Annotated in this window: 12 protein-coding genes and 1 tRNA gene; 9 read left to right on the top strand and 4 right to left on the bottom strand. The window is 56.1% G+C overall.

Annotation, left to right across the window (positions count from 1 at the left end; translation table 11 throughout):
* Positions 1-85: 85 nt before the first annotated feature.
* The 3 genes from HMPREF1219_RS02475 (at position 86) to HMPREF1219_RS02465 (ending at position 2737) form a co-directional block, all read left to right on the top strand.
* Positions 86-1312: a bifunctional alpha/beta hydrolase/OsmC family protein gene (locus tag HMPREF1219_RS02475; protein ID WP_016457436.1), complete on the top strand. Its 1227-nt coding sequence runs from the start codon at positions 86-88 to the stop codon at positions 1310-1312.
* Positions 1313-1396: 84 nt separating this feature from the next.
* A tRNA-Pro gene (locus HMPREF1219_RS02470) sits at positions 1397-1470 on the top strand.
* A gap of 148 nt (positions 1471-1618) precedes the next feature.
* A complete protein-coding gene (locus HMPREF1219_RS02465) occupies positions 1619-2737 on the top strand; it encodes a tyrosine-type recombinase/integrase (protein WP_169455886.1) in 1119 nt (372 codons plus the stop codon).
* A gap of 549 nt (positions 2738-3286) precedes the next feature.
* Here HMPREF1219_RS02465 and HMPREF1219_RS02460 read toward each other — a convergent pair.
* Positions 3287-4255 (bottom strand): AAA family ATPase, encoded by a 969-nt coding sequence (locus HMPREF1219_RS02460; protein WP_016457434.1) that lies wholly within the window; start codon positions 4253-4255, stop codon positions 3287-3289.
* Entirely contained in the window at positions 4245-4541 is a 297-nt protein-coding gene (locus tag HMPREF1219_RS13410; RefSeq protein ID WP_425387089.1) for an HNH endonuclease, read from the bottom strand. Before HMPREF1219_RS13410 ends, HMPREF1219_RS02460 begins: the two co-directional genes overlap by 11 nt.
* Before the next feature lie 1218 nt (positions 4542-5759).
* Here HMPREF1219_RS13410 and HMPREF1219_RS02455 point away from each other — a divergent pair.
* Positions 5760-6305: a recombinase family protein gene (locus HMPREF1219_RS02455; RefSeq protein ID WP_016457433.1), complete on the top strand. Its 546-nt coding sequence runs from the start codon at positions 5760-5762 to the stop codon at positions 6303-6305.
* 681 nt (positions 6306-6986) lie between these two features.
* Complete coding sequence (locus HMPREF1219_RS02450) at positions 6987-8099, top strand: lipase family alpha/beta hydrolase (protein WP_156823195.1); 1113 nt, start codon at positions 6987-6989, stop codon at positions 8097-8099.
* A gap of 308 nt (positions 8100-8407) precedes the next feature.
* Here the strand turns inward: HMPREF1219_RS02450 and HMPREF1219_RS02445 are convergent, their stop codons facing one another.
* Positions 8408-8911 carry a phosphoribosyltransferase gene (locus HMPREF1219_RS02445; RefSeq protein ID WP_016457431.1) on the bottom strand — a complete coding sequence of 168 codons (504 nt, stop codon included), beginning with the start codon at positions 8909-8911 and terminating at the stop codon, positions 8408-8410.
* 192 nt (positions 8912-9103) lie between these two features.
* Between HMPREF1219_RS02445 and HMPREF1219_RS02440 the strand changes: the two genes are divergently transcribed.
* The 4 genes from HMPREF1219_RS02440 to HMPREF1219_RS02425 all read left to right on the top strand — a co-directional run bounded on the left by HMPREF1219_RS02440 (position 9104) and on the right by HMPREF1219_RS02425 (position 14384).
* Positions 9104-10666, top strand: coding sequence for an alanine/glycine:cation symporter family protein (locus HMPREF1219_RS02440; protein WP_016457430.1), 1563 nt, complete (start codon positions 9104-9106; stop codon positions 10664-10666).
* A 396-nt stretch (positions 10667-11062) separates the two neighbouring features.
* Positions 11063-12259 carry an NAD-dependent epimerase/dehydratase family protein gene (locus HMPREF1219_RS02435; protein WP_016457429.1) on the top strand — a complete coding sequence of 399 codons (1197 nt, stop codon included), beginning with the start codon at positions 11063-11065 and terminating at the stop codon, positions 12257-12259.
* A gap of 108 nt (positions 12260-12367) precedes the next feature.
* Complete coding sequence (locus HMPREF1219_RS02430; RefSeq protein ID WP_016457428.1) at positions 12368-13495, top strand: glycosyltransferase family 4 protein; 1128 nt, start codon at positions 12368-12370, stop codon at positions 13493-13495.
* Between the two features lies 1 nt (position 13496).
* Positions 13497-14384 carry a spermidine synthase gene (locus HMPREF1219_RS02425; RefSeq protein WP_016457427.1) on the top strand — a complete coding sequence of 296 codons (888 nt, stop codon included), beginning with the start codon at positions 13497-13499 and terminating at the stop codon, positions 14382-14384.
* 61 nt (positions 14385-14445) lie between these two features.
* Here the strand turns inward: HMPREF1219_RS02425 and HMPREF1219_RS02420 are convergent, their stop codons facing one another.
* On the bottom strand, positions 14446-15414 hold the full coding sequence (locus HMPREF1219_RS02420; protein ID WP_016457426.1) for a sugar-binding transcriptional regulator: 969 nt from the start codon (positions 15412-15414) through the stop codon (positions 14446-14448).
* Positions 15415-15621: the final 207 nt, after the last annotated feature.

Genomic DNA, 15621 nt, shown 5'->3' with positions numbered 1-15621 from the left:
AACGGATTGTTGGACAACTCGATCCGACCTTGTCCTGAGGGGCCACGGCGGCTCCCGGCACAACACGATAGGTGGGAAGGAACACATGCACTCAGTAAACGTCACAGTCCCCTCGTCCCAGGGGTTGAAACTTGCGGCTACCATTGACTTTCCCGATACCGAACCCAAGGCGTTCGCAATCTTCTCTCACTGCTTCACCGGCAACCGCCACACCCCGTGCGCATCCCGCGTGTCCAAGACGCTCTCGGAGTACGGGTACGCCGTCTTGCGCTTTGATTACCCAGGCCTCGGCCAATCCGAAGGCGTGTTCGCCGAGCAAACGTTCACCTCAAACTGCGAAGACCTCTTCGCCGTGTACCAGTGGCTCGAGGAAAACTACGAGGCACCGGCACTCCTCGTGGGCCACTCCCTCGGCGGCGCCGCAGCACTTCGCACCGGCCAGAGGATGAAAAAGATCAAGGCCATCGCCACCATTGGCGCCCCGTTCGACCCCGCGCACGCCGTATTCCAGTTCCCCGACGCCATCAGCGAAGTGGATCAGCACGGCGATTACACCTTCTCCCTCGTCGGTCGCACGATGACCATCTCCCGTCTGCTTCTGGAAGACCTCGCGGAAACGAACCCGGAAACCTACCTGCCGGATCTGAAGAAGCCGTTGCTTCTCCTGCATTCCCCCACAGATCAGACCGTGGGCATCGATAGCGCGCAGCTCATCTTCCAAGTTTCCCGGTACCCCAAGTCTCTCGTGGCATTGGACAGGACGGACCACCTGTGCACCAAGCCGGGCACTGCGGCCCGCGCCGGGCGCCTCATTGCGGAGTGGGCGGAACCCTACACCAAGGTGGGCGACCAGCATTACGAGCAAGTGGACGAGACGATCGCCGAGGCGCGCTCCACCCGTACCGGCAAGTACACCGACGCCGTTCGCGCCGGTGTACGCCACTTTATCTCGGACCGTGAAACGTCCCGGGGAGGCAAGGGCTACGGCATCACCCCCACCGGCCTCCTCATGAGCGCCATCGCCACGTCCACCTCGCAGCAAATCCGCGTCAACGCGAAGGGGCTGCGCATCCGCGGTCTCGAGGATGTTCACGTCGAGGTGCAGCAAACCCCCACCGCAGCAACGGAGGTTGCCGATTTCACTGGGGACGGTTCGTTCGAGCTCACCCGCTCAGTCCAGCTCACCGGTCGGCTTACCGACGATGAGGTGAAGCGACTCACTGAAACTCTGGACGATCCCCTCATCCACTCTTTGCTCGAGGGTGCCCTTCAAATCACCGATACAATTACCGCAGCCCCCTCCACGGACTAGCCCGGAATTAGCGCGATTACCAGCTAATTTTGGATCCAGATTGCAGTGTTGTAATCTAAATGCGCTGCCCGATAAGGGTGGCGGCGGACTGTGGCGCAGCTTGGTAGCGCACTACACTGGGGGTGTAGGGGTCGCAGGTTCAAATCCTGTCAGTCCGACAAACACCGTGTTCAAGGTTTTTCTTGGCACGGTTTTTTTGTTGCCTTTACCCAGCTCAGGGCATAATTTTGACCGGCTTACTCATCGGTGTGTTTCAGGCCCGATACACCAAAAAATGGCCGGAAAATGAATAGAATTGGGCACAAATTGGGCACGAAAATTCCTGGTATTCGCAAGCTAAAAAGCGGGCGTTACCAAGCAAGATACACGGGTCCGGATGGGATTCGATACACGATTTTGGGCACGTGCCCAACGGTTGAGGATGCCTCACAGAAATTGCTTGAGGTTAAAAAACGAATCGATAACCGCTCTTGGATGCCGCCGGATGCCATGCCGCCAGAGGACATACCCACTGTCGGAGAGCTTATCGACGAGTGGCTCGATTCAGTTCGACCCTCGCTACGCAACAGCTCAATCGCAACCTACGAAAGCATCGTCAAAAACCGGATACGCAATCATTCGCGGCTATGCGCTACCCCAGCGGATCGACTCACCCCATCTATGGTTAAAAATTGGTGGAACTGGGTGACACGGCACTATCCAGACACCCCTGAGCGAAACCATAAGGCCTACGAAAAGCTGCGGTCAGCATTCGATCTGGCGACCGAACTGGAATACGTTAACCGAAACCCAGTGAAGCTCAAAAGGGCCACTAAACGGCCTCTGAGCGCTCGAAAACAATTACCCGACCAGGAAGACCTGGAAGCAATTCTAGGGGCTATAAAGCCCCAATACGCCCTAATTACGCTGCTCTGTCTGTTCCACGGGCTCCGTCTTGGTGAAGCCCTAGCCCTCAAAGGCAAGCATTTTCACTTCAACGATGGCGAGATCAGTGTTGAAATAGAAGGCACGCTCACTCGAGTGCCCAACGGGCACGGAGGTGTTCGCATGGAACTACACCCACCCAAAACCAGGGCAGGTTATCGGGTTGTACCGATACTCCCGCGCTTCTATCCCAACGTCATTGCCCACTTGAAGAAATACGCTCGAGGCGAAGACGATTACGTCACCACGACAAGCCAAGGAAAACCTGTGTTTGACACCTCCTACAGGTCAGTCTTCAACCGAGCAAAGGCTTTAGCGAATGTCCACAAGCCACTCACACCTCACTATGGACGAGTGTTTCTCACCACGCAGTTGGCAGAAAATGGTGCAACTCCCAAAGAAATTGGCCTACTCTTAGGCCAAGATGATGTCACAACAATCACCAGAACCTACATGAGGGCACGAGCTAAACGTGCCGAATCCATCATGAGAAATCTGTAGGATTTCATCCCTAGTAGGCAAACGCTCACCGTTTGCCACAAATAGGCCCGCCCTTCAGCGGGCCACTAATTTAAAAGGCCCCTCGAAAGGGGCCACAAAACTATTGGCAACCCAGACGGTTGCCAACAAATATGACGGACGCTCATCGCCCTACCTACTTGACAGGGCCCCATCAAGGGCCCTTCAGTACGTTTATGGGGCCCGATGGCCCCAATCACTGTGTAGCCCCATCACAGGGGCTACCAACAGTAACTACTATGCCCGCAACAAAGCGGGCTCTAGTAGAGCAACCTGCTGTGGTTGCCTAAAAAAAGCCCCCTTTGAGGGGGCTAATTAGTAAACAACTTCTAGTTGTTTATTCTCCCCTCCGTAGATTATTAGAAAGAGAGTGGGGGTTAATGGGGTGTAACCCCTATAAGGGGGGTTACATGTGAACTGTTAACACCCATTGACCTGCACCTTTAGATACAGATGTTCACACCCCTATTCACACACCCACATTCTCACCAGGGGAAATACAAGAATACCCCTCTGACATGTGAACTGTTGTTAACTTTCGTAGTAGCCCGTTTCCTGTGGCCTACTACTCGGCACGAGTAGGCTCTTACGTTCGAGATCTTTCAGAGTCCGACGGTACAAAGTTTCCGAGCTAATCCCCATAAAGGATGCTACTTCACGCGCCACTTCCTTCTTCGTCTTTTTACTACTGGATTTAGCCCGACAAACAATCTCTGCGTTTTGATCAAGTGTCTTAGCACCACGCTTGGGCGTTTTCTCATTGTCCCGTATGTTCTTTACCCTGCCGTTAACAAGGTCGAACAACTTGACGAGAGGCTCACTGTAATTGCTATCCACCGTCACCCGTCGTGTCACACTGTCAGGCTTTCGCGGATTACCAATCTGATCGATCTCCATCTGGCACCGCGTGAACTGCTTTGCAGCACTGTTGCCCGCAATCCTGTGGGACTTATTACTTCCGCCCCAATCTGATGAATGAGCCAACAACACCACTGGGCAGAGGAATCGACCGATCTTATCCTGGTACAGTTCCCTCCACGGTTCCCTATCGTTTGGATCCCCATCCAGCATTCCTGTTGCATGGTCGATAATAACTAATCCAGCGGAAATCTCCCCGGCCAATGCTCCATAGAGAAACCACTGATCCGTATCTTCTACACCCACGCCAGGAACGACACAGACCTTGCTGAGATCCACTTTCAACTTTCCTAGCCTGTCTCGATATTCCAGCTCTGCACCAGCATCCGAGCACAAAATCAAAACACTGTCTACCGTATTCAGCGGCTTAACGCCGAGAAACTTTTCGCCAGTAAGCACGCACCTGATAAGTTCGCAAGCCAGTACGGACTTACCCGCACCGGACACCCCGTACAGGGAGTTGAGTGTGCGACAGACCAAGTTAGGGATAAGCCACACATCTTTTCGTGTTACAGGCTTCAAATCAGACAGACGAACTGCTCCAGCCAGCTCCTCTGTATACGTCCAAGTGCTAGGCTCCATAAATCACCCGGTTATCGATTCCGACTTGAGGATGAGCCAGTCCCTTGTATCCAGTGTCAACTTTCGAAGGTTGGGTCAAGATCCTCGATTTAAAAAACGCAAAAGCGTCATCGTCATGCTTGCGCTGGTTGCATTCCATACATGCTGGGACCAAATTAGCTAAGTGATGGTGACCGTGGGGCTGCGAGACTCCAATCTTATGATCCAAAGTTCTGTAGTTTGTCGTACTACGTTTTTCATCGTTTTGTAAATTCACTCCGCAGTAATAGCATTTTTGGGGGTCAATCCCGTTTTTAATCCAGTATTTTAATAATTTGTCTGATTTGTTGTTTCTAAATAAAAGGGTTTTTCGTCCTGCCTTTTTGGCCCGGCGATAGCCCCTGTCTAAACTTCTTTGCCACGGATCTCTCAGATGGCGCTTTTCCTTTGCGCGATTATCCGTGCAGGTTTTACATTCTGGCCTTAAACCTCGGTTGCCGTTCTTTGCACGGTAAAACTCGCTTACCGGTTTGATCTCTTTACAGTGACGGCAAGGCCTCAGCCCCTTTTCTGCTAATTCATCTCGTTGCTGTTCGAATGTTTTCAGTATCTTTCCTTTCTTTACGGTGCGACAAACACCGCACTAAATTACCTATTCAGCACGGAGAAAATAATTATTCATTTGTCACACAGCGGATCTTTAATGTTACCTGTTTTCGAACACTCATTTGCCATGTTTTTGACATTTTGTCTAATATTTCTTCGGATCAAGCCTGCACCCTTGACGTTCGGTTATTTTAGATCATTCTACTAACCCCATAACAGTGTAAATTCAACCTCTCCAAAAAGCTTCATTTCGCTTGCATCAGCAGGGAGGGAAAGTCAGTCGGACGCACCGATAGCAACGATATTGTCCGAGCACCAGAATTCGAGTACATCACACCAGAACAACCATTAGCCACCTGGTGTGCTCGGTCTCCCAAAAATGATAACCAGACAGGAAACCACGTCGACTTCGCAACCCGTACAGGAACAGGCAGGCGCAGTGACCGCCGATCAGACACCCGAGGTAAGGGGATACCCCCTAGGCCCTACCCTTACCATTTCCACGCATTTCACACTCCTATAATTAGCCAATACTCATGCCACGTAATGGTGGCGTAGCTAATTTCATACCGTCGAGTCCCCTCGATGTTTAGTCTCAAAAACGTAAGCAAACGGAGTTCGAGTTGCCTTCACATAGCCACACTAATCTGCCCTACCCGCAACTGGACCCAAACTCTAGCCAAACGACACTACTCCACTCCGGTGGGTCTCCCCTCCCATCCGATAGCCCCTAGCGAAGACCCTGCACCTTTTTCGACTCGTTCCCCTACCCCTAGGTGTCTAAACAGGGTATACCTCAAATCGCTTTTATAAGCGGCGGAAAACTGTGTCCAAACAGGGTTCCGATTTGACCGATTAGACAATTTCTAATTGATGTCTTAGACTACGTCTAGACACTCAATACGGAAGGATCAAGAAAATGGCCCGAATCGGATACCAGAGAGTAAGTACAGTAGATCAAAACGAATCTCGACAGTTGGTCGGAGTACCCGTCGACATCACTTTCACCGACAAAGCAAGCGGCAAAGACACGAACCGCCCGAAGCTCCGGGAGGCAATCCGATACTCACGACAGGGAGACATTTTCCTCGTCCATTCCATGGATCGCCTTGCCCGAAACCTTGTCGACCTACGACAGATTGTCGATGTTCTCACCGAGAAGGGTGTGACAGTAGCCTTCCAAAAGGAAAATCTCACCTTCACTGGCGAGGACAACGCAATGAATAATCTCCTCCTTTCTATGCTCGGAGCAGTAGCAGAATTCGAACGATCACTCATTAAAGAACGCCAGAGGGAGGGTATCGCTATAGCAAAGAAGCAAGGGAAATATAAAGGAGGTAAACCAAAGTTGAGCAAGAGCCAAACTGAGGAGCTCCGAACAAGGAGAGCTAACGGAGAATCAGCAACCAAACTCGCCAAAGAGTTTGAAATCAGTCGCGCAAGTGTTTACAACTACACAAAATAGAATCTGCGGATTCTTTAACGTTCTCCACTTCGTATTGCATTCATATTTAGTTCCGATCCTCATATCCTGCGAGACATAAAGAGTGGAGATTGCCTTCAACCAACAGATCAGGCTAATCAGCAAATTCACTCCTTGATTATTTTTTCCCCATACCCTCTACTCTCTGCCGATTCGGGCACAAATTGGGCATACAGTGTGGTACCGTTTCACCTCAGAGTTGTTGATAAAGATGACACGGAATGGCTGTAGGGATAATTCACAAATCCTGTCAGTCCGACAAACACCCGGCGAGGCCAACGGCCCGCCGGGTTTTCTCTTCACCCCCCATGCTCAGGACGACGTGGACCGCACAGGTGCACGTGAACAGAACCTTGACGCCGTGACAAGTCACAGGCCCTCGATCGAGCTCCCCCGCCGTGTGGTTGTTTAACCCTGCGGGGGTATCAAAAGCTTCTTATTTTACCTCGTAAATTAGCAGCTCACACGCTCATTTCAGCTGAAGATTTGCAAATTTTCTACGAAGCCCGGAACCGGACTATAGTTTTACATTGGTTTGTTCAACGACGAACGCGCCGGTTTTCCGTCAGCCCCGCTGCCACTCCCGGCTCATCGGCGTGACGCATGAACAATGATTACACGATCCATCCCCTCGTTAGGAAGTTGCAGGTCCAGTTGCTGACTATGAAAAAGACTAACACTCTCCGCGTGGCGTGCGCCGCAGCTCTTGTCTCCCTCTTTTCCGCGCTCTCTGTACCGGCTGGCGCAGCTACTCAGACTACTACTGCACCCCCGCAGGCCACGGTCACGGCCACCGCGACCACTGCAACCACCGCGACCACTGCAACCACGGTGACCACAGCACCCGCGGAACCTTCTGCGAGCACCCCAGCGACCGACCCCGCGCCTACTACAGACAAGTCGACCCCGAGCTACGCCAACGTGACGTTGCCGCCCATCGCCAACCCTGAGGGTGCACCCAGCTTCCTCAACGATCCCACATGCGTTCCTGACCCCGAGCACCCCACTCCGGTGGTATACCTCCACGGAACAACCCGGAACATGAGAGACTTTTACGGGTCCGCAGAGGCACTTCATAACGCGGGGTATTGCGTGTGGGGCTATAACTACGGAAAGAACACGGGCGTGTCCATCCAGAGCCTTGCCCCGTCGATGTATGCGACCGGCGACATCTTCACCTCGGTTGATGAGGTAGCCCGCGATATCGACTACGTCCTTTCCAAAACCGGTGCCGATAAGGTCGACCTTGTCGGTCACTCCCAGGGCGGCATGATCCCCAAGGCGTACATCGCCAAATACGGGGCAAGCAAGGTCGACCGCGTCGTTTCGATGGGTGCCCCGTTCCACGGTACGGAGTTCAATGGAATGGGTCGCTTTGCACGTGCCCTCATTAATTTCGCACCGCACATCATGACTTTCTTCTTGTCCCCCGCCAGCGCGCAGCAGATCATCGGCAGCGACTTTAATGCCTGGCTCAACAGCCATCCCGATACGGTCGCCGGTGTCACCTACACGAGCTTTTTCTCTCCCGATGACACGGTTGTAACTCCTAACTCCACGAGCCACCTCACCGCCGTTGAGGGCGCAGACGTTGCAAACGTCAACGTCAAGAAGGTGTGCCCCTTCCTCGGTGACAAAATCATCCACGATGATCTTCCTACCTCCACTACGATGGCTTCGTTGACTTACTGGGCACTCAACCGCGAAGCCGGAGATACTACTCCAACCGCTGATGCCTGCACTGCTCTTCCCAACGACGAGCTGTCCTGGTACTAGCCACCATGCCGGAGGTGCCCAGCGATCCGGCGCCGTAAATCAAGCCCTGAGCTCATGCTCAGGGCTTCTTGCATATCTGCATCTACCTGCTCCTCTGGCAGGCCTCCTCCGCCACCACCAATCAAGAACCAGGTTTCCTAGCATTCCGGCTTGTAGGACGGTCCCGACCATGCGGACGGTCGCGCTTGAGTCCGGTCCCGATGCCTGGGACCGGTCCAGACGATTATGGGGCCCGACGTGGCCAGGCCCCTTGTTGCTCATCGCTTCCTTTGTGATGCGCCGGAAACGGAATTTTCAGTTGCTGCTCGTTACTCTGACTTGGTCACCGGTGGCTCAGCCGACCACGGGAAAGCGATCCACTTGTCGGTGCGGTGCCACACGTAATCCGGCTCGATAACAGAGCGCGACTTGCCATAAATCACAGCGGAGCGCACCTCGCCAGCCCACTGCTGCAGAATCTTCAGTACCAGATCGAGGGTCCGGCCAGAATCGGCGACATCGTCCACCACAAGCAGCTTCTTGCCGCCCAGCGCGTGAGTATCGAGGAGCGGCTCGAGCAGAATCGGATCGGGCAGGGTCTCTTCCACATCCGTGTAAAACTCCACGTTGATAGCGTCGGAAAGCTTGACCCCCATCGCGTAGGACAGCGCCCCAGCGGGCAAGAGTCCCCCACGGGCGACGGCGATAATGATGTCCGGTTCATAGCCCGAATCAACGATAGTTTGGGCAAGCTCACGTGAAGCCTGGCCGAACATATCCCACGTAAGTACTTCGAGGTCCTTCATGTTGGAAGAGTCTGCATGGTAAGCCATGTATTGAGGATACCGCCTCGAAGAAGTCCGCGGTAATAAGTCCCGGCTACACCCCTCACGTGCCCTTACTACCTGCTAACAGTCGGGCGCTAAGGTACGGCCCACGTGCACATGTGACAACCGCGATTTTTTTCAATGGTTTAAGCAGGTCTAAATTACTTTCCTTGAAAACACGTCGTGTAATCTACCCGCATGAATATTATTGAAGGCTTCAACAGCATGATGAATGTGCTGGAAGATGCCGTAGGAACCTTTAACGGTCACCTGTGGTCATTCTTGCCCATTCCTTTGCTTCTCGCGGGAATCTACTTTGGAATTAGAACCTTTATCGTCCAGATCCGCAAGATTCCGGACATGTTTAGGGCGGTCGTTGAAAAACCTGCGGAGCAAAACGACGAGGATATCTCGGCGTTCAAAGCGTTCACCATTTCCGCGGCGTCCCGCGTGGGTACCGGCAACGTTGCCGGTGTGGCCATCGCAATTACAACCGGTGGCCCCGGTGCCGTGTTCTGGATGTGGGTTGTTGCAATCGTCGGTGGCGCCACATCGTTCGTGGAATCCACACTGGCCCAGCTGTGGAAAACCCATGACCAGGACTCTTACCGAGGCGGCCCGGCTTACTACATGACGCGCGGCCTCAACTCCAAGGTTCTCGCCACGATCTTCGCCGTCGCCATTTCCTTCACCTTCGGCTTCGTGTACAACGCCCTGCAGTCCAACGCGGTCGTGGAAGCAATTGCCAAGTCCGTGGAAACTATCGGTTCCCCCATGGATGAGCACACTACCTTCCTCGTACGCCTCGGCATCGGCGTCATCATGGCGATCCTCGCCGCCCTCGTGATCTTCGGTGGTGTTCAGCGCATCGCGAACTTCACGCAGATGATCGTGCCGTTCATGGCCGTCGCTTACCTCATCCTGGGGTTTATCATCGTCGCCCTTAACTTTCGCGAGGTGCCTTCAATGATCGCCGATATCTTCGGGGCCGCCTTCGGTTTCCGCCAAATCGGTGGTGCAACGATGGGCATGGCTTTCATGTACGGCATGCAGCGCGGCCTCTTCTCCAACGAGGCCGGCGAGGGTTCGGCTCCTAACGCCGCAGCCACGGCAACGGTGTCTCACCCCGTCAAGCAGGGACTCGTGCAGACCCTTGGCGTGTACTTCGATACCCTCCTGGTGTGCTCCATCACAGCCTTCATCATTCTGCTGAGCGATTACCACAACGCCGATTCCGGCCAGACTTCGTCGCTTACGCAAGATGCCGTCGCCGCGTCCGTGGGCAACTGGGGTATTCACTTTGTCACCCTGGTTCTCTTCTGCCTCGCCTTCTCCTCGCTCATCGGCAACTACTACCTAGCCCAGGCAAACGTTCAGTACCTCACCAATTCGAAGGTCGTGCTCAACGTCTTCCGTTGCGCCGTGCTCGTGTTCGTTGTGTTTGGTTCCGTGGGAACCGTGCCGCTCATTTGGGCACTCGGCGACACATTCGCCGGCACGATGGTGATCATCAACCTCATCGCCATCGTTCCTCTCGGAGGGGTTGCCATCAAGCTTCTGCGCAACTACTCCGAACAGCGTTCTCAAGGGCTTGACCCCATCTTCCACCGCGACATGCTGCCGGAGATCAAGAACGTGGAGTGCTGGGATGGTAGGGATTCTGCCACCAAGAATTACCCGGTCGCTTTTGAAGCCCTCGGCCTTCCTGTGCCGCAGGCTGCTGATCAGCAGCCGCCAGCGGACAACGCCGGAACTAAGTAACAGCTCCGGATCAAGCACCGGCTGCACCAGCGCCGGAGCTCCAGCCGTCGTCGCAGGCCTGGCCGAGAATTGGGCTCGCCTGCGGGGAGGAAGATCCTCGCCGAGCGGTGGCCGAGACTCACGTCGAGGTAAGACCGCGGTGTGCTCGCCTCTGGAGACCAGATACTGCCATCCCTATCTAGATTCCGGCTCCTTTTGAGCCGATTGCTCGCCTTGTAACGTGGGCGATCTGGAAACAAGTACAAGCCGTCACTCCCCTCGAGTGGCGGCTTTTTCTCGGTCCGAGCGGGGGGTAATCGGAACGAACGGAAGCCTCGCTTTGCCAAGCAAACTCCACAAACTCCAACTAAGGTGGACCTCTGTACTTGTAGTCGATTGTTGTAAGCGGAGATTTACGTGAAAATTGCAGTCCTCGGTGGCGACGGTTTCTGTGGCTGGCCCACGGCCTTGCACTTGTCCGATATTGGAAACGATGTGCTTATTGCTGACAACGGTTCCAGGAGGAGGATCGATGACGAGCTAGGTGCGTACTCCCTCACCCCCATCCGCACGCTGGATGAGCGAGTGGCCGCGTGGAAGGAAATCACCGGCAAGGAGATCCGCACATTCGACATCGACATCGCCCAAGACTACGACGCGCTGCGGGAGTTCCTTGCAACGGAGAAACCCGATGCGGTTGTTCACTTTGCCGAGCAACGCTCAGCGCCGTACTCCATGACGAACTCCACCCACAAGCGCTACACGGTAGACAACAACGTCAACGCAACCCACAACCTCCTCGTCGCCATCGTGGAAAACGACCAGGACATTCACGTCGTCCACCTGGGCACCATGGGCGTGTACGGCTACGGCACAGCGGGCATGACTATTCCCGAGGGGTACCTCAACATCACTGTGAAGACTGAGGGCAAGGAAATCCAGCAGGAAATCCTCTACCCCACGCACCCCGGTTCGGTGTATCACATGACAAAGGTGCTTGATCAGACGCTCTTCGCCTACTACGCCAAGAACGACGAGCTGCGTATCACCGATCTCCACCAGGGGATCATCTGGGGAACTCACACGCCACAAACCGAGCGCGACGAACGACTCATCAACCGTTTCGATTACGACGGGGATTACGGCACCGTGCTCAACAGGTTCCTCATGCAGGCCGCCCTCGGTTACCCGCTCACCGTCCACGGCACCGGCGGCCAAACGCGAGCCTTCATCCACGTGCGCGACATGGTTCGCTGCATCCAGCTGGCCATCGAAAACCCGCCCGCCCGCGGCGATCGGGTGAAGATCTTCAACCAGATGACCGAGACACACCGCGTCCGCGACCTCGCACAGCTTGTGTCACGTATCACCGGTGCCGAGGTGCAGATGGTGCCCAACCCGCGGAAGGAATCTGCCGAGAACGAGCTCAAGGTCACTAACGAGAACTTCCTCAAACTCGGCCTTGAGCCAACCACCCTGTCCGAGGGGCTCCTCCACGAGGTGGAGAATACGGCAAAGAAGTACGCGGACCGCGCCGATCTGGACAAGATTCCAGCTCGCTCCCTGTGGACAAAGCACCAGCACGCCGGAGAGCCGACACTGAAGGACAAGTAGCACACCAGCCTGCCACGCCAGCGCCCACGGCACTGGCTCAGGTCTACGCTCTTCGGTTCACCTACTTCCTATTGTTCTCATCTTTTCCTCCCCACTTATCTTTTCCCCATGCGCATTGCCTTTTTTACCGAGGTATTCCTCCCCAAGATCGACGGCGTTGTCACACGGCTAACTAAGACGCTCGAAGAGCTGGCTGCGATGGGCCATGAGTGCATCGTCGTCGCTCCCCAGCCCTGCCCGGATACATTCGCTGGATTTCCGGTTATTGGTGTGCCAGCGTCCGGTCTCCCGGTCTATCCGGAACTGAAATACGGCTGGCTAACTCCGCACGCGACAAGAATCGTCACGGATTTCAACCCAGACATCGTTCACGTGGTCAACCCCATTTGGCTCGCCGCCGGCGGAATTGGGGTGGCAAAGCTTCACCGCACTCCCCTCGTTGCCAGTTTCCACACCAACGTCCCTGATTACATGAGCGATCTTGGACTCGGGTGGTTCTCCGGTGCCGTGCAGCGGCTCATCCGCTTTCTTCATAACCGGGCCCAAGCCAACCTTGTCACGTCACTGCCCATGCTTGAAAGAGCGAAGCAGGTGGGGATATCCAACGTCACCTTGTGGCCCAAGGCCGTTGATACCCGCTTGTACGATCCGCAGCGTGCCCACGCCGGAATGCGATCCCGCCTCACGCAGTCCCACCCCGACTCACCGCTGTTCCTCTTCGTTGGGCGCCTGAGCAAGGAAAAGAACTTGGAGTTCCTGCACGGGGTTATGCAGGGCATTCGCGGCGAACTGCCCGATGCACGGCTCGCCTTTGTGGGGGCGGGTCCTGACGAGGAACCCCTCAAACAGCTGTTTAACCAGCCGTGGTGCACCTTTACGGGATACATGCGGGGCGAAGAACTCGCCACGGCATTTGCCTCAGCCGACGTGTTCCTTTTTCCCTCCAAGACGGAGACGCTCGGGCTTGTCGCCCTGGAGGCGATGGCCAGTGGTGTTCCCGTCGTCGGTGCCCGCGCGGGAGGCATCCCGTTTACCATCCGCGATGGCGCGACCGGCTACCTCGCTACGCCCGATAACACCGTAGAGTGGGTGGACAAGGCGGTGACATGCTTCAGGAAGAAGGAGTTCCGCGCCGCCGCCCGCGCCGAAGCCGAGCGCTACTCGTGGGCGGAAGCCACCCAAGCGTTGACGGGCGTGTACTCCGAGGTTCTCCAGCACTCGGCTAAGAAGGCGTGACATGGGCCGCAAGAGGCGCGGACGCAGAGAAGAAGCGGTTGAGTCACCACGGCGGGAAAACGGCCGAGAATACCCCATCGACACAGGTGTCGCGCGATGGGAGAAGGTTGCAGGCTACGAGGATTCGTGGAACCTCCTCATCAACGGCCAGTACTCCTCGCACATCACGGTTGGGGCGCCGACGCGCCTCTCTTTCCCGTACATGCAATGGATAGCCGCCTGCGTCGGCTGGTGGTCAACCGCGCAGGGAATTGCGCCGTCACGGCTTCTTCACCTCGGCGGGGCGGGGTGTTCACTCGCCCGCTTCATGGCGGCAACCTATGCTCAAAGCTCCAACACGGTGGTGGAAATCGATGCCGCGCTAGCGCGACTTGCGCGGGAGCTGTGCGACGTGCCAAAGGCACCGCGGGTGAAGATCCGTGTGGGGGAAGCGCGCGAGGTTACGGAATCTCTTCGACCCAGGTCCTTTGACGTTGTCATCCGCGATGTCTTCTCCGGCAGCACCACCCCATCGCCTCTGTGCACGCAGGAATTTTTCCAGGCCGTGGCCCGCTCCATGCAGAGTTCGGGGATTGTGCTCGTCAACTGTGCCGCCCGGTCCTCGCTGAACCACGCCCGCAGTGAGGCCGCAACTCTCGCGAGTGTGTTCTCAAACGTGGGCCTTATCGCCGATCACACGGTGTTAAAGGGAAAGCGCGGGGGCAATATCATTTTCCTGGCTTCAAACAATCCTCTGCCACGGCGCAATTCCCCCGCGGCGACCACGCTGGGCGCCGAGGTCATGCGTGGCCAGGTTCCGGCCCACTACATGGATCCCTCGTGGGTGGAAAGGTTTGCATCCGGCGGCGAGGTTTTGCGCGATCCGGTTCCTTCTGGCGACGACCACTAAGGGCCCACCACCCGACTAACCGGTCGATTCAGCGTGAACCCGGTGCCTGTAGCGCGGTGAGCTAGTCCTCGTTGCCGGCGAGGATGTGCTCCGCCACTGTCGAGTCGGTGACCAGGTGCGTCGCCATTCCACCTTCAAGCGCGACGCGTAGTGGCTCCGCCTTGTCCAAACCGCCCGCTACGAGGAGGCGAGTGGGCACCTGCTTGAGATCGGCGAGGGAGATTCCCACAGACCGCTCGTCGATTTCCGGTACCGCGATCTCACCGTCCGAGGTGATCCAGCGCGAGCAGATGTCCCCCACCGCGTGTTCGAGAATCTGTCGAACATCCTCATCGCTGAAGTAGCCCAGCTGCAAAAGGGTGGAATCCGGCTTTGCAGCGCCCACCGTGAACACCGCGATGGTGGACTCCCGCGCCAGCTGGGTGAGTTGTGTGATGAAAGGCTCGCCCTCCACCAGCCGCTTCACCTCTGCCGACTGGAACACCGCTGGAAGTGGCAGCAGATGCGCCGGGGCATAGAAGGCCTCGGAGAACTTCGTTATGGTGTCGAAATCGTTGGTGCTCCTGGCCGAGTGGGATAGCCCGCCCTTCAGCTGCACGATGTGCACGCCGGTGACAGTTTTACGGTGCAACTGGTTGGCAATGGAGTGGAGAGTGTTCCCCCAACTCACGCCGATGAGATCGTCGTCCGTGACCAACTCATCCAGGACCTCGGCGCCGATCTTGCCCAGCTCGGTGAGCAGTAGCGAGTTGGACTCTTTGATGCGGCGACCTGTCCCCGAGCCAACCGCGGGAATGACCCTCGCCGAGGTAAGGCCGAACCATTCTTCCAGGCGGCGGGCAAGGATGGAGCTCGAGGTCCGCGGATCATCGATTTCGATCCTCACGTAACCGGAATCGCGTGCGAGGGTGAGCAGCTTCGACACTGTCGGGCGCGACACCCCCAGAGCGTGTGCTACCTCGGATTGCGATAAGCCCTCAATGTAGTAGAGCTTAGCGGTATCAATTGCCAGCGCAGCCCGTGAATCCATGGGTTTAAGCCTACGCTATCGCTGAGTTGCCACTAGCGCTAGCCCACGCTTTGGCCCGAAAGAGCACCACGCCGAACACCAACAAACACGCAGGCACGACCCGGAGCCTGGCCACGAGTCTCGTGCCGGGAAAGCCACCACTGACAAAGGGGCGGCACCATCCGGTGCCGCCCCTGCGTGATGTCACCGCGGGCAGTGGGTGCCCGC

The organism is Corynebacterium pyruviciproducens ATCC BAA-1742 (genome assembly GCF_000411375.1).
Taxonomy (GTDB): domain Bacteria; phylum Actinomycetota; class Actinomycetes; order Mycobacteriales; family Mycobacteriaceae; genus Corynebacterium; species Corynebacterium pyruviciproducens.
The sequence above is the reverse complement of the archived record's forward strand: the minus strand, read 5'-3'. Positions and strand labels throughout refer to the sequence as shown.